This is a genomic window from Thiofaba sp. EF100 (assembly GCF_039822285.1).
In the GTDB taxonomy this organism is placed as follows: domain Bacteria; phylum Pseudomonadota; class Gammaproteobacteria; order Halothiobacillales; family Halothiobacillaceae; genus Thiofaba.
Map to the genome: position 1 here is coordinate 127637 of NZ_JBAJEY010000002.1, position 18462 is coordinate 146098.

Consider the following 18462-nt stretch of genomic DNA (forward strand, 5'->3'; position numbering starts at 1 on the left):
AAGGCTGGGATTTTGTTGTCGCGGCCCCGCCGCCGCCTCCAGGCGACTCCGAATGTCCCGGCGGAGGATGTGAGGATGGCATCAACGCGGCGACTGCGCCGTTACCGGCGCGCGCTCGACCTGGCCCCCTGGGCCGCGCTGGCGCTCGGCGCCCTGCTGTCCGTAGGCGGATTCCTGTTCACTCTCCATGGCGCGAACCAGGCGGAGCAGGTGCGGCAGGAGGCCGACTTCCTGCGCGACGCCTCCGACGAGGTCGAGGTGCTGCGCCGCGAGCTCGAGCACAGCATCCATACCCTGCACGCCCTGCGCGCCCTGTTCGCCGCATCCGACACCGTCACCGAGGAGGAGTTCCTCACCTTCGCCACGATCATCCAGGACCGCCACCCCGGCCTGCACGCCCAGTTCTGGGTGCCCAGGGTGGAGGATGACTCCGGCGAGCACTACCCGGTGCATTTCGTCATGATCCGCGATGCCACGACGCGAGAGGCCCACCGGCTGGACATGGCGACCGAGCCCGAAATCCTCCCCCGATTGGAGGCGGCCCGCGACAGCGGCCAACTCGTCCTGCATCACGGCCCGCTCCTCTGCCGGAAAGAAGAAAGCCGGCGGATGCTGCTGCTGATCCTGCCGACCTACGGGGGCAACGCCCCTCCCTCGACCGTGGAGGAGCGGCGCACCCGACTCGAAGGATTCCTCATCCAGGGCATCCTGCTGGAACCGTTCGTGGAAGAGGCCCTGGGCAGGCTGGACAACCGCGGCATCAACCTGTGGCTGGGACTGAGCAGCGAAGCGGCCTCGGCCAAGACGCTGATTTATCACCACACCCACCTCGCCGCACCGCTGGCGGAGGGCGAGGTGCCCCCCGCACCGCTAACCGGCACGCTCCTGCGCGAAACCCTTGACCTCGGCCAGCAGCAGGTCGCCATCATCGCCGCCCCGGCGGCAGGCTTCTACCAGCCCGCGCCCCACCCCTGGACATGGCTGGTATTGCTCGGCGGCCTCGCCATCACCCTGCTCACGACCCTGTTCCTGACTGCCACCCGGCGCCACCTGCTGGAGCTGACCCAGGTCAGCCGCGCCCTGCATGTCATCAGCACCAGCAACCGCACCCTGCTGCGCGCCGACCGGGAAGAGGAGCTGCTGCAGAAGGTGTGCAACGACGCCGTGGCCCATGGCTACCGGCTGGCCTGGGTGGGATTCGCCGAACACGACGAGGACCACCGCGTGCGCGTCATGGCCAAGGCCGGTTTCGACGATGGCTATACCGCGCAGCTGAACCTGTCCTGGGCCGACGGGCCGCGCGGAAACGGCCCCGCAGGCGCCGCCATCCGCACCGGCCGGACGGTCATCGTCAGCGACATACAGAAAGCCCCGGACTTCTGCCCCTGGCGCGAGGCCGCCATCCAGCGCGGCTACCGCGCGGTGATCGGTCTGCCACTGAGGGCGGAAGGCCAGGCCTTCGGCGTGCTGGCCATCTATGCCGCCGAACCCAACGCCTTCACCCAGGACGAGGTGAATGTGCTGGAGGAGCTGGCCGACGACCTCGCCTACGGCATCGTCGCCCTGAGACTGCGCCAGGCGCATGTGGCGAGCGAGGCACGGCTCAGCTACCTGGCCTACCACGACCCGCTCACCGACCTGCCCAACCGCACGCGCTTCACCGACGAGGTTGCACGCGCGCTCGAACACGCACGCCGTCAGCAGGGGGCGCTCGCCGTGCTGTTCATCGACCTGGACGACTTCAAGCTGATCAACGACACCCAGGGTCATGGGGCGGGCGATGCCCTGCTGCGCCTGGTCGCCGCGCGCCTGAAGGCTGCCCTGCGCGCCGATGACCTGCTCGCCCGCCAGGGGGGCGATGAGTTCCTGGTGCTGGTGACCGGCAGGGATCACGCCCCCCGCCAGGAGGATGCCATCGTCCACCTGGCCACGGCGGTGGCGAGGAAACTTCTGCAGACCCTGCAGCAGCCCTTCCACCTGGGGGAGCTGGAGTTCTACCTGCGTGCCAGCATCGGCATCAGCGTCTTCCCGGACCATGCCGACAGCGTCGAGACCCTGCTGCAGTTCGCCGATGCCGCCATGTACCGCGCCAAGGCGCTCGGCACGGGCGGCTACCATTTCTACTCGACCGACCTCTCCGAACGCCAGCAGCAGCGGCTCAAGCTCGAGCGGCGCCTGCACAAGGCGCTGGAGCGCAACGAGTTCCGGCTCCACTACCAACCCCTGGTCGACCTCGCCAGTGGACGCATGATCGGGGCCGAGGCCCTCCTCCGCTGGCAGGATCCGGTCGATGGGCTGATCGCCCCAGCGGCCTTCCTGGAGGCGGCCGAGTCCTCCGGCATGATCAACCCGATCGGCGAGTGGGTACTCGGCGAGGCCTGCCGCCAGCTCGCTGACTGGCAGGCGCGCGGCATCCCCCTGAAGGTTGCCGCCAACCTGTCGGTGCGCCAGTTCCTGCACGTCGACATGACCGCGCTGGTGAGCCGCGTGGCCCGCGAGGCCGGCATCCCCTTCAGCGAGCTCGAGCTCGAGATCACGGAAAGCGCCATGATGCTCGAGCAGGGCGAACTGGAACGGCAGGTGCGTGCGCTGGCCGAGGCGGGGTTCAGCATCTCGCTCGACGACTTCGGCACCGGCTACTCCTCCCTCAGCCGCCTCGCGGAACTGCCCATCCACGTGCTCAAGATCGACAAGTCCTTCATCGACGGGATGCTGACCGACCCACAGCGCTGGGCCATCGTCGACACCGTGGTCCGCTTCGCCCGGCATCTTGGCATCCAGGCCCTCGCCGAGGGCATCGAGACCGCCGAACAATGGGCGGAGCTGCGCCGGATGGGTTGCCACGCCGGCCAGGGCTACCACTTCTGCCGTCCCTGTCCGGCCAGCGACCTCGAGGCCGCCTACCGCACCCCGCCATGGGGTACGCCACCGCCGGCCAACCCGCCGCCCTGGGTTGACCCATGAAGCCCCGCGTCGCCCTGCCCTTGCTCCTCATCGCCCTGACCGCCGCCGGACAGGACCGGGACGAGGCCGAGGACGAGCTGGACCGCATCGAGCGCCAGCTGGAGCAGGCACGCCAGGTGAACGAAGGGACGTTCCGCGTCGTCCCGCCTCCCGGCCGGCCGGTCCACGAGCACCACAACGTGGTGCACCTCGCGCCGTCCTCGCTCGCCACCGGCATGGCGCTCATGGAGCAATGCCACATCAACCTCGACCCGGTGCCCAGCACGCAGATCGTCTACAACCCCGGCACCCTGCGCAGCGTGCGCATCGTCGCCCGCAGCGGCATCGGCCGCGCCTGGGTTGCGGGGCACCGGGTCGAGCTGCGCGACGTGGCGCGCGGGGCGCGGATCTGCCTTGTGGCCGAGACGCGCATCGTCGAGCCCAGGCCGGATGGCAGCTACGTGCTGCGCAACGGGCCGTTCATGCGCCGCTTCCTCGATGGCTACTACCCGATGCGGGTGACGATGCGGGTGGAGATGCCCGGCCGAAGGCTCGCGCTGCTCGGCGCGGAGCCGGGGCCGGAAACCGGCTTCCGGGTGGAGGCGCGGGACGGCGCGCTGGCTTGGGATGTGTGGTTCGAGGGCGAGCTGCGCACCGCCGTCCGCTTCAGGGTGCGCTGAACGTCTCCGCCCACCACAACCGCGCGCGCAGCCCCCAGGGCGTGGTGTAGCCGGTCTCGACGAAGCGGATGCGGCCCGCCCCATCGACCACCAGGTGCAGCGGCACCCCCTTCACCCCAAGCCCGGCGACCAGGCGTCCGTCCGGGTCGTTCACCACGGGCAGCTCCACCCCCTCCCCGGCAAGGAAGGCGCGCACCGCCCCATCATCCCCCGAACGCCAGGCGATGCTGACCACGGGCACGTCGCGCGCCAGCCGCGCCATACCGGAAAGCTCCATGCGACAGACTGGGCACCAGCTACCCCAGACGTGCACGACGAAGCCGCGCCCGGCCAAGGCCGCCGTATCGACCGCTTGCCCCGCCAGGGTCTGGCCGGCCAGGCGGGGCAGCGTCTCGCTCGTCATCTCGGGCGCATGCCAGGCGCGCAGGGCGAGGATGACGGCGAGCAGCACGAAGGCCTCCAGCAACCAGCGCAGCAGCCGCGAGCGGAAAGGGCGTTTTTCTTGCGACATATAGAGCTATGATGCGGCAATGAGCCGCGTCAAGCCATCCATCCTCGCCGTCACCCCCCTCGCCCGGACCCGCATCTTCGAGGTCGAGGAGGTGCACCTGCGCTTTTCCAACGGGGTCGAGACCCGTTACGAGCGCCTGGTGGGCAGCCCGCACGGCGCGGTGCTGACCGTGGCCCTCAACGCTGCCGGCGAGGTGCTGCTGATCCGCGAATACGCCGTCGGTCTGCACCGCTACGAACTCGGCCTGCCGAAGGGCCGGATCGAGGGCGGCGAATCACCGCTTGCGGCCGGGGTGCGGGAACTGCGCGAGGAAACCGGTTTCGGCGCCCACCGCGCCGAGCTTTTGGGCGAGCTGACCCTCGCCCCCGGCTACAGCACCCAGCGCACCTTTGTTGTGCTCGCACGCGACCTGCACCACGCGCCCTTGCCGGGCGACGAGCCGGAGCCAATCGAGGTCGTCCCCTGGCCGCTCGAACGGCTCGGGGAGCTGATCGGCCTGCCCGAGTGCAGCGAGGCCCGCACCCTGGCCGCGCTGTTCATGACCCGTGAGCGCCTCGCCAGCGAGGGCCGGGGATGAATCGAGCGCCGCACCCCGAAGGGGCCTCGGGCAGGACGCCGAAGGCGGGTGAGCCCCGGATACCGATCGACGATGCGCTGCTCGAGGCCGTGCGCCGGCTGGCCATGGAGGCCGGCGAGGCCATCATGCGCATCTATGCCGGGGAGTTCGATATTGTCGCCAAGAGCGACCACACCCCGGTCACCGCGGCGGATCTCGCCGCCCACCGCCTGATCGAGGCCGGCCTGCGCGAACTCGCCCCTGGGCTGCCGGTGCTGTCCGAGGAGGGGGCGGACATCCCCTATGCCACCCGCCGGCAGTGGCCGCAGTACTGGCTGGTCGACCCGCTCGACGGCACCCGCGAGTTCATCAAGCGCAACGGCGAGTTCACCGTCAACATCGCCCTGATCGACGGCCAGGAGGCGGTGCTCGGCGTGGTTCACGCGCCTGCCCTCGGCCTCACCTACGGCGCCCGGCGCGGCGGCGGGGCGTGGAAGTGGGCGGACGCCCAGCCGCTGCGCATCCACGCCCGCCCCCGGGCGGCCACCCCGCCCTGCGTGGCCGCCAGCCGCTCGCACGGCAGCAGCCGCATCCAGGCCTACCTCGATGCCCTCGGCGCGCACACCCGGCTGTCCATGGGCAGTGCGCTCAAATCCTGCCTGGTGGCGGAAGGCACCGCGGACCTCTATCCCCGCCTCGGCCCCACCTCCGAGTGGGACACCGCTGCCGCCCAGTGCATCGTCGAGGAGGCAGGCGGGTTTGTCACCGACACCGCCATGCGTCGCCTCCGCTACAACAGCAAGGAATCGCTGCTCAACCCGGAGTTCTTCGTGTTCGGCGACGCGGGCATCGACTGGTCGTCCTTTTTGCCCGAACCCTGAGAAGATGCTAAAAAGGCCAGACGCAACAAACACCTAGGGAGGGGTTGCTGCGATGGCGTGCGAAGAACCAGGCTTACCTTCGCTCCACGTGCTGCTGGAGCACATGGCCGATGCCACCTACCTGCTCGCCCCCGAAACCTCGAACATCCTGTGGTGCAACCGGGCGGGGCACGAGGACCTCGGGCTCGATGCCGACGAGGTGCTGAACCACTCCGTCCTCAGCCTGCAGAAGGACGTCACCGGCCTGCCGCAATGGTCAGAGATCGCCACGGTCATCCGCGGCGCCCCCTGCTATACCTTCCTCGGCCGCCACCGCCACAAGGACGGCAGCGAGGTCCCGGTCGAGGTCTGCACCACCCATTTCGTCGACCACGGCCGGGAATACTTCCTCTCCGTCGCCCGCAACGTCAGCAAACGCCTGGCCCTCGAGCAGGATCTCCACACCCGCGACCACCGGCTCTGGTTCGCCCTCAACGAGGCCATGGACGGCATGTGGGACTGGGACGTTGTCACCAACGGCGTGTTCTTCAGCCCGCAGCTCAAGCGCATGCTCGGCTACGGGCCGGACGAGATGCCGCCGCACGTGGAGACCTGGAGCCGGAACATCCATCCCGAGGACCGCGACCAGGTCCTGTTCCTGCTCGACGAGCACCTCAAGGGGCGGCGCCTGCGTTACGAGGCCGAGTACCGCCTGCGCAACCGCAACGGCCACTACCTATGGGTGCACGACCGCGGCAAGGTCTGCGAGCGCGACGAACAGGGCAACCCGACGCGCATGGTCGGCACGGTGCAGAACATCACCGAGCGCAAGCTGCTTGAGGCAAGGCTGGAGAGCCTGGCCCATGTCGACGAGCTCACCCGGCTGCCCAACCGCCGCGCGGCCATGCTGCAACTGGAGAAGCTGCTGGCCCTGAGCGAGCGCACCGGGCATCCCCTCTGCCTTGGGATCATCGACATCGATCACTTCAAGGCCATCAACGACCAGCATGGCCACACCAAGGGCGACCAGGTGCTCGAACGCGTCGCCCAAACGCTGCGGGACACCCTCCGGCGCTCCGACCAGATCTTCCGCTGGGGCGGCGAGGAATTCCTGCTGATCCTGCCGGATACCGGCCCGGACGAAGGAGAGTACCTGTCTGCCCGGCTGCACCAGCAGGTCGCGGCCCTCGACTGGCCGGGCAGCCTGGGCATCGCCCCGGTCACGATCAGCATCGGCATCGCCTGCCACGCCACCGCGCGCGGCCAGGCAGAACGGCTCTTCTCCCTGGCCGACGCGGCGCTCTACCGCGCCAAGGAGCTCGGACGCAACCGCACCTGTTTCGCCGGCGAGGGACGGGAAACCGAAGACGCCTGAGGGATTCTCAACACGCGGCTGGGTCAACCCTGGCGCGCGCGCAGGCCGAGCTTCTCGTTGTCCCAGGTGGCCAGGTACTCGTCGGTCGGCGGCAGCTGCAGGTGGAAGCCCTGCTTGCGCAGATTGGTCATCACCGTCACCACATCCTCGCGCGCAAGCTTACGCTCCGGCGTCAGGCAAAGACGCATGGCCTCCGCGGGCTCGCGCCCCATGCGCTGGCGCAGGGCCTCGGGCACCTCGTCATACGGCATGTCGGCGCGCAGGTAGAGGTACATGCCGTCCTTCAGGCGGCTGCGGTAAATGATGCAGTCGATGGCGTCGCTCATGGGGTCGATTGAAAGATGAACCGTGGGGCGGGAGTGTACCACCTCCCGCACGACCTCCCCGCCGCATTGCTAAAACCATGATCTTCTGTTGAACTGCGATGATCGGCAGATAAAGGCGACAGAGCCCCTTGGCCAGTCCGTCATGATCAAGCAATCCGGGAGACTGGCCGCCCTCGGCCTGGCATGGCTGATCGGCATGGCCGAGGCAGCGCCGTTAAACAGCGAGGCGCGGGCGTTGTTCGCCGAACATGGCCCGGTGCGCCTGTGCGTTGATCCCGACTGGAAACCATTCGAGTTCATCGACGCCATGGGCCGCCACCAGGGCATGGCCGCCGACCTCTGGCGCCTCATGAGCGAGCGCACGGGCATCGAGATGCGGCTGGTCCCGACCCGGACCTGGCAGGAGTCGCTCGAACTGGCCCAGCGCCGCGAGTGCGACGTGTTCACGCTCGCCATGGCCACCCCCGAGCGTCAGGCGTACATGAACTTCACCCGCCCCTACCTGCGCTACCCCTTCGTCATCGCCACGCGCAGCGAGGCGCCGATGATCCGGAGCATCGAGGAGGTGCTCGACAAGCCGCTCGCCGCGGTCAGGGGCTATGCCTACACCGAGCTGCTGAAGGCCCGCCATCCCGGTATCCACTTCATGGAGGTCGACAACCTCGCCGAAGGACTCGAACGGGTCCGGGATGGCCGGGCCTACGGCATGATCGACTCGCTGGCCACGATCTCCAACGCCATCCAGCTCCAACGCCTGCACGAGCTCAAGGTGGCCGGCCGCCTCGCCGACCACTGGGAACTTGCGATCGGCGTACGCAACGACCGGCCCGAATGGCTGCCGATCTTCGAGGCGGCAATCGGCACGCTGACGCCAGAAGACTACCGCGCGGCCGAGAACCACTGGCTCGCCGCGTGGGTCGAGCAGCCGGCGGACGAACGCCTGATCCGCGCATTGGCCGCACTGGCTATCCTGGCCGTGCTCGCCCTGCTCTTGGTACTGTGGCGCCATCGCCTGCTGGGCCGCCATGCGTTGCAGATGCGGGCCGCCCACCAGCGCATCGCCGACCAGGCCGCGCGCCTGCATGAGAGCGAGCAGCGCTTCGAGCAGCTGGCCGAGCAGAGCCGCACCGTCGCCTGGGAGGTGGACGCCGAAGGGCGCTACACCTACGTCAGCCCGTCAGTGGAGACCGTGTTCGGCTACCGCGCGGATGAGATCGTCGGCCACAAGTTTTTCTACGATCTACACCCCGAACCGGGCAGGGAGGCCTTCAAGCAGATGGGTTACGAGGTCCTGGCCCGCAAGGAGCGCCTGGTGGACTTCGAGAACCCCATCCTGACCAAGGGCGGGGACATCATCTGGGTCAATTCCAGCGGCCTGCCCCTGCTGGACGAAGAGGGCAAGGTTCTGGGCTTCCGCGGCAGCGACACCGACATCACCGCACGCAAGCAGGCCGAGCAGGCGCTGCGGGCGGCGGAGGACAACTTCCGCCGGCTGGTCGAAAACATCCAGAGCGCCGTCTTCAGCATGACCCCCGACGGCACCTTCCTCTACGCCTCGCCAAGCTGGGTCGCCATGATCGGCTACCACCCGGACGAGGTCGTGGGGACCAACTTCCGCCGCTATGTCCACCCGGAGGACATCCCGCTCTGCGAGGCCACCCTCCAGGCCGCAGTGGTGACCGGCCACATCCCGCCGGCGGTGGAGTACCGCGTGCTGCACAAAGAGGGCGGCATACGCTGGCATCGCACCGTTATCGCCCCGGCGAAGGACGAGCACACGGGCATGATGACCTTCGTGGGCAATGCGGTGGACGTCACCACCGACTATGCACTGCGCACCGAGCTCAAGCACCAGGCGACCCACGACCCCCTCACCGGCGTGGCGAACCGGCGCCTGTTCATGGAAGCGCTCGAACGTGAGCTCGCGCGCAGCCGGCGCCATGCCCCGCCGCTGGCCGTTCTGATGCTGGACCTGGACCGCTTCAAACGGGTGAACGACAGCCACGGCCATGCCGCCGGCGACCAGGCACTCAGGATCTTCGTCCACCGCTGCCGCGAGACCCTGCGCGAGAGCGACTGGCTGGGGCGCCTCGGCGGCGAGGAATTCGCCGCGCTCCTGCCGGACACCGGAACCGACGAAGCGCTGGCCGTGGCCGAGCGCCTGCGCCAGGCCATCGCCGAGCAGCCCTTCCGCCTCGAGGATGGCACGGCCATCCGCATCACCACCAGCATCGGCCTGGCCCTGGCCGGGGAGTGCGACACGGCGGACAGCCTGCTCGCCCGCGCAGATGCCGCACTCTACGCGGCCAAGCAGGCCGGGCGTGACAGGGCGATCCTAGCGTCCGCCCCGGGCCCCATCCCCCCCTCCTGAGCGCCCTGCGGGCGCTCCATGCCACACCGCACCACCACCGGCCAGAAAGACGAAACCCCGCCGGAGCGGGGTTCTCAGTGTCATCAGGGGCCCTGACCGGGCCTGGGCGATCAGCCCTTGTGGTAGTCCCACACCTTCTGCACTTCGTTCTTGGAGCCGAGGATGACCGGCACGCGCTGGTGCAGCTTGGTCGGGGCCATCTCCATGATGCGCTCGTAGCCGGTGATGGACATGCCGCCGGCCTGCTCGACGATCATGGACATGGGGTTAGCTTCATACATCAGGCGCAGCTTGCCGCCCTTGTCGCGGGTCTTGCTGTCGATCGGGTACATGAAGATGCCGCCGCGGGTGAGGATGCGGTGCACTTCGGCCACCATGGAGGCGACCCAGCGCATGTTGTAGCGCTTGCCCAGCGGGCCGGTCTCGCCGGCGATGCAGTCGGCGACGTACTTCTGCACCGGCGCTTCCCAGAAGCGCTGGTTGGACATGTTGATGGCGAACTCGGCGGTGTCGGCCGGGATGGTGATGTTCGGATGGGTGAGCATGAACTCGCCCACGTCCTTGTCCAGAGTGAAGCCGTTCACACCGTTGCCGGTGGTCAGGATCATGATGGTGGACGGGCCGTAGATGCAGTAGCCGGCGGCGACCTGCTCGGTGCCGGCCTGCAGGAAGTCCTGCTCGGTCGGATTGGCCACGCCTTCCGGCGCGCGCAGGATGGAGAAGATGGTGCCGACGGTGACGTTGACGTCGATGTTGGAGGAACCATCCAGCGGGTCGTACACGCACAGGTACTTGCCGCGGCGGGCGGTCGCCGGCAGGTTGTAGACCTCGTCCATTTCCTCGGAGGCCAGCGCGGCCACCTGACCACCCCGCATCAGGGTGTTGGTGAACACGTCGTTGGTGATGATGTCCAGCTTCTTCTGGGTCTCGCCCTGCACGTTCTCGGTCTCGGCGGAGCCGAGCACGCCGATCAGGTTGCCCTTGTTGACGTAGCTGGAGATGACCTTGCACGCGCTGACGATGTCGTTCATCAGCAGGGTGAAGTCGCCGGTGGCGCCAGCGTGGGTACGCTGGTTCTCGATCAGGAAATGGGTGAGGCTGGTGCCGAGCTGCATGCCGAACTCCTTAGGGTGAGGGCAATATCTTGGAAATGTAACCCCGGCATAATAGCTTTGAGCCTTGCCAGCGACAATCGAAAGCCCCCATGCCCCGCAACATCCTCTATGCCCAGTCCGGCGGCGTGACCGCTGTCATCAATGCCTCTGCCTGTGGCGTGATCGAGACCGCACACCGGCATCCGGAAGCCTTCGGCAAGGTCCTGGCCGCGCGCGACGGCATCCTCGGCGTGCTGCACGAGGCGCTGTACGACCTCTCGCTGGAGGACGCCGACCAGATCGCCGCGCTGCGCCACACCCCCGGCGGGGCCTTCGGCTCCTGCCGGGTGGACCTGGATGATCCCGCAAACCACCCGGAGCAGTACGAGCGCCTGGTGGAGGTGCTACGGGCGCACGACATCGGCACCTTTTTCTACAACGGCGGTGGCGGTTCCATGCTCACCGCGGCCAAGGTGGCGCGTTTCGCCCGCGCGCGGGGCTTGGATTTGACCGTCATCGGCATCCCCAAGACCATCGACAACGACCTGCCGCAGACCGACACCAGCCCCGGTTTCGGCTCGGCCGCCAAGTACATCGCCACCAGCGTGCGCGAGGTCAGCCTGGACCTTGCGGCGATGGCGGGGACCTCCACCAAGGTCTTTATCCTCGAGGTCATGGGGCGCCACGCGGGCTGGCTGGCGGCCGCCGCCGGCCTCGCGTTCGAGGATGTCGACGATTCCCCGCTCATCCTGCTCTTGGCCGAGGTCGATTTCGATGAGGCGCGCTTCCTCGCCAAGCTGGACGAGGTCGTGGCCCGGCATGGCTGGTGCATCGTGGTCGCCGCCGAAGGGCTGATGTGCGGCGACCAGTTCTGCGCCCAGGCCGCCACCAGCCCGACCTTCGGCCACGAGCAGCTCGGCGGCCTGGCCCCACGCCTCGCCCAACTCACCCGCGGACACGGCTACAAGACCCATTGGGCGGTGTCCGACTACTTCCAGCGTTCCGCCCGCCATCTCGCCTCACGCGTGGACGTGGAGCAGGCCTATGCCTGCGGCGCGGCGGCGGTCAGCCTCGCGCTCGAGGGGCGCAGCGACGTGATGGTCGCCATCCGCCGCACCTCGGATGAGCCCTACCTGTGGACCCTCGAAGGCGTGCCGCTGGACGCGGTGGCCGACGTGGAGCTGCCGGTACCTGCGGACTACATCCGGGCCGATGGCTACGGCATCACCGCCGCGGCGCGCCGCTACCTGCGCCCCCTGATCCAGGGCGAGGACATCCCCCCCTTCCGCGACGGCCTGCCCGCCTTTGCCGAACTGCGCCTGGCGCGCGTGGCGAAAAGGCTGCCGCCATGGACGGGCAAACCCTAAGTCCATGGGCTACAGTTGGTTCGTCGGCACCATCGGAAGTGGACGAGCCATGCAGGACCTTTGCGGCTACTTTGACCTCACAGGGCAGAGCCTGTGGTTGGACAACCTCTCCCGCGCCCTCCTCCTCGAGGGCAGGCTGAAGCAGGCCATCGACCAGCTCGGCATCCGCGGAGTGACCTCCAACCCCAGCATCCTCGACCGGGCCCTGCGCGAAACGCCCGCCTACTACCGCGCGGACCTGCGCAACCTCTACCGCGAGCATGGCGATGCCGAGGCCGTCTACGAGCGACTGGTCGCGCGCGACGTGCAGATGGCCTGCGACCTGCTCACCCCCGTGTGGGAGGCGAGCGAAGGGTGGGATGGCTATGTCAGCTGGGAGGTCTCGCCTCATCTCGCCCACGATGTGGAGGGCACCGTGGCCGCGGCCGAGCGCCTGCGCGGGCTGGCCGGGCGAGACAACCTGATGATCAAGGTGCCGGCCACCCCGGCGGGCGTGCAGGCCTTCGCGGAGCTGGTCGCGCAAGGCGTCAGCGTCAACGTCACCCTGATCTTCGGCCTGCCCCAGCTGGCGGCCGTGTTCCGTGCCTATCTAGACGGGCTGCGGCGCTGGATTGAGGCTGGCGGCGAGGCGCGGGCGGTGCGTTCTGTGGCCAGCGTCTTTCTCTCCCGCGTCGATACCCTGGCGGATACCCGTCTGGAGGCGGAGGGCAGCCCCGAGTCCATGGCCCTGCGCGGCCGCGCCGCGCTCGCCCTGGCCGCCCGCAGCCAGGCCCTCTATGTGCAGATCTTCCACGGCCCCGAATTCGCCGACCTGCGCGCCGTCGGGGCCCGTCCGCAGACCCCGCTGTGGGCCAGCACCGGCACCAAGAACCCGGCCTACAGCGATCTGCTCTACGTGGAACCCATCATGTGGCCGGAGACCATCAACACCCTGCCGGATGCCACTCTCGCTGCCTTGGTCGATCACGGCCGGATCGGGCGCCACGCAGCGGCCGATCTGGCGCAGGACGAGGCGCATGTCGCACGCCTTGCCGGGCTCGGCATCGATCTCGACGGCGCCGTGGCCGCGCGCCTGCAGGAGGACGGGCTGGCCCTGTTCCAGGACAGCTACGACCGCCTGCTCGCCCTGGTCGCCACGGCCGCCCCGCCATCGGCGCCATGACCACCGTGAGCGAGTCGCCCACGGGCGCCGCCCCCGCGCCGCCCCGCCAGCTCGGCTCGACGGTCAACCGCATCGCCGGCACCGCCGCGCTGGTACTGACCTTGGCGGTGAGCGCGCTGACCTTCGTGTTTGGCTACCAGTACCAGATCGGCGCCCTGCAAACGGAGGCCGTCCTGCAGGCCCGCCTGCTTGGCGAGACAGCCGGCGGAAAGAAGGTCCCGGCCGACCTGAGCGGCCTCATCCCCCTCTTCCTGCGCGATACGCTGCACGGTGGAGCGGAGCACCGTGCGTTGCTGAACACGCGCGGCGATACGGTCGCGAAGGCGGGGCAGGTGCCCCGCCCCCCCGTCATCAGGCACCGGGCACCGATCCTCGTCGAGCAGCAGGTGATCGGCGTGGTAAGCCTGGAACGCTCGCTGCGACCGCTGCTGATCGTATCCGCCCTCATGCTTTTGCCTGGGGCCTTCCTCGGCTTCCTGCTCTACCACCTGCTGCGCCTCTACCCCCTGCGCACCCTGCGCTTTGCCCTGCAGGAGATCGCGGAGCGACGCCAGGCCGAGGACCGGCTCCAGCAGTCACTCTCCCTGTTCGCCGCCACCCTCGAATCCACCGCTGACGGCATCCTGGTGGAGGACGGCCAGGGGCGGATGGTGGTGGGCAACCAGCGCCTGATGACCATGTGGCGGCTGCCGGCCCCGATCGGCGAGATCGACAACGAGGAGGCCTGGTCACTGATCCTGCGCCAGCTGCGCGAACCCAACCACTTCCTGCGGATACGGCGTGAACTGGCCGCCGAGCCCGAGCGCGAGGGCCGCGAAACCCTGGAGCTGATCGATGGCCGGGTATTCGAATGGCACTCCCGCCCCGAGTGGGTGGAGGGGATGGCCATCGGCCGGGTGTCGAGCTTTCGTGATGTGAGCGAACGCCGCCGGGCCGAGGCCCTGATGGCGGTGGAGAAGCGTGTGCTGGAGATGGTGGTCGGCGGCGAGCCGATCTCGGCGGCGATGACCGAGCTCGCACGCAGCCTGGAGGAACTCTCCGGGCAGATGTTCTGCGCCATCCTGTTCCGCGAGAGCGAGGAGGCCACCACGTTCAGCATCTCGACCGGCCGCGGCCTGCCCAAGACCTATGCCGAGATCCTCACCGCTGAGCCCTCGGTCATCCCGGTGCGCTGCTGCGATGCCCGCATGCCCATGCCGGACCTCCCCGACATCCTCCAGGACGGCCGCTGGGCGACCTATCGTCGCTTCGTCGGCGGATTCGATGTGGTTCCCCATGCGGTCACACCCATCGCCTCCTCCAGCGGTCAGTTCCTCGGCCTGATCCTGCAGCACTACCGGCCAGGCACGAGCGCGCCCCCGCAGGATGCCGAGCTGATCCGCATCGGCAACAACCTCGCCTCCATCGCCATCGAGCGCCGCCAGGCCGAGGAGCGGCTGGACCACCTGGCGCATTACGACCCGCTGACCGGCCTGCCCAACCGCAGCCTGTTCCACGAGCGGCTCGAGCGCGCCCTGGTGCGCGCCAACCGCAGCGGCCATCAGGTCGCGGTGATGTTTCTCGACCTGGACCGCTTCAAGATGATCAACGACACCCTGGGGCACGAGGCCGGCGATGCGCTGCTCAAGACCGTGGCCCAGCGGCTGCGCACCTGCGTGCGGATGGAGGATACCGTCGCCCGCCTGGGCGGGGACGAGTTCACCATCATCCTCGAGAACATCACCCACGTGGATGACGTGGCCCAGGTCGCCCATAAGATCATCGACGCCCTGGCGCCCTCGATGCAGGTCAGCGGACACGAGGTGTTCGCCACCACCAGCATCGGCATCGCCCTCTACCCGAACGACGGGGTGCGCATCGAGGACCTGCTGAAGAATGCCGACACCGCGATGTACCAGGCCAAGGACCGGGGGCGCAACACGCACCAGTTCTACTCGCCGGAGATGAACCAGCGCACCCTCGAGCACCTGGAGCTGGAGAACGCCCTGCGCCGCGCGCTGGAGCGTGGTGAATTCCTGCTCCATTACCAGCCGAAGCTGGACCTCGCCACCGGCCTGGTCTGCGGCGCGGAGGCCCTGCTGCGCTGGCAACGGCCGGAGGTGGGGCTGGTCCCGCCGGGCGTGTTCGTGCCACTGCTGGAGGAGACCGGCCTCATCGACCAGGTCGGCGGATGGCTGCTGCACGCGGCCTGCGCACAGAACAAGGCCTGGCAGGATGCAGGCCTGCCGAAGGTCCGGGTGGCGATCAACCTGTCCGCGCGCCAGTTCCTGCGTACCGACATCGAGGCCATCGTGCGGCGGGCGCTGAACGAGACGGGGCTCGACCCCGCCTTCATCGAGCTCGAGGTCACCGAGAGCATGCTCATGCTCGATCCCGGGCATGCCGCCGAGGTGCTGCTGCGCATCCAGGCCATGGGGGTGACCCACATCGACATCGACGACTTCGGCACCGGCTACTCGTCGCTCGCCTACATCAAGCGCTTCCCCATCAGCGCGGTGAAGATCGACCAGTCCTTCGTGCGCGGCATCCCCCACGACGAGGAGGACGCCGCCATCGCCAGCGCGGTGGTCGCCATGGCCCACTCCCTGCGCATGCGCGCCATCGCCGAAGGGGTGGAGAACGACGCCCAACTCGCCTATCTGCGCGCACTGGGTTGCGACGAGATCCAGGGCTACCACTTCAGCAGGCCCCTGACCGCCGAGGCGTTCGGGGAGCTGCTGGCTCGCCAGGCAGCGGGCGGCAGCGAGGTTGCAGGAGAAGGCTTTGGCGCGGAGCAACTTCCCTCCCCCCTGGGGGGGGAGGGCCAGGGAGAGGGGGGCTGAGAGGGTTCAGTGCGCTGACACCCTCACCCCGCCCCAAGTCAGATCGGCGGCAGCGTTGGGATAGGGGGGGGCTCGGACTCGCCGGGTCCCGGCTCGGCGGCGCTCTGGAAGACGGCCTCGCCACCGAAGTTCATCCGCCACTCCAGGTCGCGGCGGGAGTCGCACTGGCGCAGCGCCTCCTCCTTGCTGATCAACCCCTGCTGGTAGAGATCGAACAGGGCCTGGTCGAAGGTCTGCATGCCGGTGATGCCACCCTTGGCCATGATGGCGGGGATCTCATCCACGCGGCCGCGGCGGATCAGGTCGCTGATGTAGGGCGAATTGAGCAGCACCTCGACCGCCGGCAGGCGCTTGCCGTCCACCCCCATCACCAGGCGCTGGGAGATGATGGCCTTGAGGTTGAGCGAGAGGTCCATCAACAGCTGGTCACGCGCCTCGGGCGGGAAGAAGCGCAGCACGCGGTCCAAGGCCTGGTAGCTGTTGGTGGAGTGCAGGGTGGAGAGGCACAGATGGCCGGTGTCGGCGAAGGCGATGGCGTGGCTCATCGTCTCCTTGTCGCGGATCTCGCCGATCAGGATCACGTTCGGCGCTTCGCGCATCGCCTCCTTCAGGGCGCTGGCATAGGAGTGGGTGTCCACCCCGACCTCGCGCTGGTTGATGATGGAGCGGCCGTGCCTGAAGGCAAATTCCATCGGATCCTCGATGGTCAGCACATGGCCGGTGCGGTTCTTCACCCGGTGGTCGATCATGGCGGCGAGGGTCGAGGACTTGCCCGAGCCGGTGGCACCGACCACCAGCACCAGCCCATGGCTCTCCATCACCAGCTCCCGCAGATGCAGCGGCAGGCGCAGCTCCTCGAAGCTCGGGATGCGCTCCTTGATGTGGCGGATGACCGCCGCGATCTCGCCGCGCTGCATGAACACGTTGACCCGGAAACGGCCGTGCCCCTCGATTGAAACCGCGAGGTTCAGCTCCAGCTCCCTCTCGAAACGGGCGATCTGCTCGGGCGAGAGGATAGGGAAGATGATCCGCTGCGTGCCACCGGGCGGCAGCGGGGACTGGCCGACCGGGCGCATCTCGCCCTCGATCTTGATCTGCGGCGGGGCGCCGGTGGTGAAGAACAGGTCGGAGCCACCGCGTTCGGAGAGCAGCCTAAGGTAGGGGTCGAGTTGCAGGGTCGCGCCGGGGACGTTGTTGCTCATGCCGCCTTACCCCATCCGCAGGCCGGAGCCGACGCCCTCGTCATCGTCCTTGAAGCTCATGTTCTCGGTGTCGGCCATCAGGTCGCGGGTCCGTCCGCGCTTGCTGTTCAATTTGATCGCCAGGCGCAGGTCGTTGACGGAATCGGCGTTGCGCAGGGCCTCCTCGAGGCTGATCTTGCCTGCCTCGTAGAGGTCGAACAGGGCCTGGTCGAAGGTCTGCATGCCGCTCTCGCGTGAACGCTTCATCAGGTCCTTCATGTCGTGCACCTTGCCCTGGAAGATCAGGTCGGCCATCAGCGGGGTGTTGATCAACACCTCCACCGCCGGCACCCGGCCCTTGCCGTTCTCGGCGCGGCACAGGCGCTGGGAGACCACGGCCTTGAGGTTGAGCGAGAGGTCCATCAACAGCTGGGCGCGGCGCTCCTCGGGGAAGAAGTTGATGATGCGGTCCAGCGCCTGGTTGGTGTTGTTGGCGTGCAGGGTGGACAGGCACAGGTGGCCGGTCTCGGCGAAGGCGATGGCGTGGTTCATCGTCTCGCGATCGCGGATCTCGCCGATCAGGATGACGTCCGGGGCCTGACGCAGGGTGTTCTTCAGCGCCACCTCGTAGCTTTCGGTGTCCACCCCCACCTCGCGCTGGGTCACCAGGCATTTCTTGTGCCGGTGGACGAACTCGATCGGGTCCTCGATGGTGACGATGTGCCCCTGGCTGTTCTCGTTACGGTAGTCCACCATCGAGGCGAGCGAGGTGGACTTGCCCGAACTGGTGGCGCCGACGAAGATCACCAGGCCGCGCTTGGTCATGGCCAGCTCACGCAGGATACCGGGCAGTTGCAGCTCCTCGAAGCTCGGGATGTCGGCGCGGATCAGGCGCAGCACCATGCCCACCGAGCCGCGCTGGGTGAAGGCGTTGACGCGGAAGCGCGCCACCCCGGGCAGGGCAATGGCGAAATTGATCTCGTGCCGGGCCTCGAACTCCGCGGTCTGCTTGTCGTTCATGATGGAACGGGTCAAGAGGTCGCAATGGGTGTTCGACAGGGACTGGGTGGTAAGCGCCGTCACCAAGCCGTTGAGCTTGACGGAAGGCGGTGCGCCGGCAGTGATGAACAGGTCGGAAGCCCCGCTCTCCACCATCCGCCGCAGGAGGTCGTGGATGTAGCCGATGGCCTGGTTGCGATCCATGAGGGTGCTCC

At 68.3% G+C, this 18462-nt stretch carries 14 protein-coding genes; 9 read left to right on the forward strand and 5 right to left on the reverse strand.

Annotated elements, in window-relative coordinates:
* Positions 1-75: 75 nt before the first annotated feature.
* Together V6D91_RS04955 and V6D91_RS04960 are read left to right on the forward strand one after the other, a co-directional pair.
* Complete coding sequence (locus V6D91_RS04955) at positions 76-2964, forward strand: EAL domain-containing protein (RefSeq protein ID WP_347318306.1); 2889 nt, start codon at positions 76-78, stop codon at positions 2962-2964.
* Complete coding sequence (locus V6D91_RS04960; RefSeq protein WP_347318307.1) at positions 2961-3623, forward strand: alpha/beta hydrolase; 663 nt, start codon at positions 2961-2963, stop codon at positions 3621-3623. Before V6D91_RS04955 ends, V6D91_RS04960 begins: the two co-directional genes overlap by 4 nt.
* On the opposite strand, the gene V6D91_RS04965 is transcribed toward V6D91_RS04960, so the two are convergent.
* Positions 3610-4134, reverse strand: coding sequence for a protein disulfide oxidoreductase (locus V6D91_RS04965; RefSeq protein ID WP_347318308.1), 525 nt, complete (start codon positions 4132-4134; stop codon positions 3610-3612). The two genes, V6D91_RS04960 and V6D91_RS04965, sit on opposite strands and share 14 nt — an antisense overlap.
* Positions 4135-4153: 19 nt before the next feature.
* On the opposite strand from V6D91_RS04965, the gene nudE reads away from it, so the two are divergent.
* The 3 genes from nudE to V6D91_RS04980 are packed head-to-tail and all read left to right on the forward strand — an operon-like array spanning position 4154 to position 6925.
* Entirely contained in the window at positions 4154-4711 is a 558-nt protein-coding gene (gene nudE, locus V6D91_RS04970) for an ADP compounds hydrolase NudE (RefSeq protein WP_347318310.1), read from the forward strand.
* Positions 4708-5571: a 3'(2'),5'-bisphosphate nucleotidase CysQ gene (gene cysQ / locus V6D91_RS04975; protein ID WP_347318311.1), complete on the forward strand. Its 864-nt coding sequence runs from the start codon at positions 4708-4710 to the stop codon at positions 5569-5571. The genes nudE and cysQ overlap by 4 nt, the downstream gene beginning before the upstream one ends.
* Before the next feature lie 52 nt (positions 5572-5623).
* Entirely contained in the window at positions 5624-6925 is a 1302-nt protein-coding gene (locus V6D91_RS04980) for a diguanylate cyclase (RefSeq protein WP_347318312.1), read from the forward strand.
* 23 nt (positions 6926-6948) lie between these two features.
* Here V6D91_RS04980 and V6D91_RS04985 read toward each other — a convergent pair whose 3' ends face one another.
* Positions 6949-7251 (reverse strand): YcgL domain-containing protein, encoded by a 303-nt coding sequence (locus tag V6D91_RS04985; RefSeq protein WP_347318314.1) that lies wholly within the window; start codon positions 7249-7251, stop codon positions 6949-6951.
* A 142-nt stretch (positions 7252-7393) separates the two neighbouring features.
* Between V6D91_RS04985 and V6D91_RS04990 the strand changes: the two genes are divergently transcribed.
* Complete coding sequence (locus V6D91_RS04990) at positions 7394-9622, forward strand: diguanylate cyclase (protein WP_347318316.1); 2229 nt, start codon at positions 7394-7396, stop codon at positions 9620-9622.
* A gap of 110 nt (positions 9623-9732) precedes the next feature.
* Here the strand turns inward: V6D91_RS04990 and V6D91_RS04995 are convergent, their stop codons facing one another.
* On the reverse strand, positions 9733-10737 hold the full coding sequence (locus V6D91_RS04995) for a class 1 fructose-bisphosphatase (RefSeq protein ID WP_347318318.1): 1005 nt from the start codon (positions 10735-10737) through the stop codon (positions 9733-9735).
* Between the two features lie 89 nt (positions 10738-10826).
* Here V6D91_RS04995 and V6D91_RS05000 point away from each other — a divergent pair, with 89 nt between their 5' ends.
* The 3 genes from V6D91_RS05000 to V6D91_RS05010 are packed head-to-tail and all read left to right on the forward strand — an operon-like array spanning position 10827 to position 16067.
* Positions 10827-12083: a 6-phosphofructokinase gene (locus tag V6D91_RS05000; protein ID WP_347318319.1), complete on the forward strand. Its 1257-nt coding sequence runs from the start codon at positions 10827-10829 to the stop codon at positions 12081-12083.
* A 4-nt stretch (positions 12084-12087) separates the two neighbouring features.
* On the forward strand, positions 12088-13245 hold the full coding sequence (tal, locus tag V6D91_RS05005) for a transaldolase (protein ID WP_347318321.1): 1158 nt from the start codon (positions 12088-12090) through the stop codon (positions 13243-13245).
* Positions 13242-16067 (forward strand): EAL domain-containing protein, encoded by a 2826-nt coding sequence (locus tag V6D91_RS05010; protein ID WP_347318323.1) that lies wholly within the window; start codon positions 13242-13244, stop codon positions 16065-16067. The genes tal and V6D91_RS05010 overlap by 4 nt, the downstream gene beginning before the upstream one ends.
* A 38-nt stretch (positions 16068-16105) precedes the next feature.
* Here V6D91_RS05010 and V6D91_RS05015 read toward each other — a convergent pair whose 3' ends face one another.
* Both V6D91_RS05015 and V6D91_RS05020 read right to left on the reverse strand, forming a co-directional pair.
* Complete coding sequence (locus V6D91_RS05015; RefSeq protein ID WP_347318325.1) at positions 16106-17269, reverse strand: PilT/PilU family type 4a pilus ATPase; 1164 nt, start codon at positions 17267-17269, stop codon at positions 16106-16108.
* Positions 17270-17275: 6 nt separating this feature from the next.
* Positions 17276-18451, reverse strand: a complete 1176-nt coding sequence (locus tag V6D91_RS05020; protein ID WP_347318327.1) for a PilT/PilU family type 4a pilus ATPase — start codon at positions 18449-18451, stop codon at positions 17276-17278.
* Between the last annotated feature and the right edge of the window lie 11 nt (positions 18452-18462).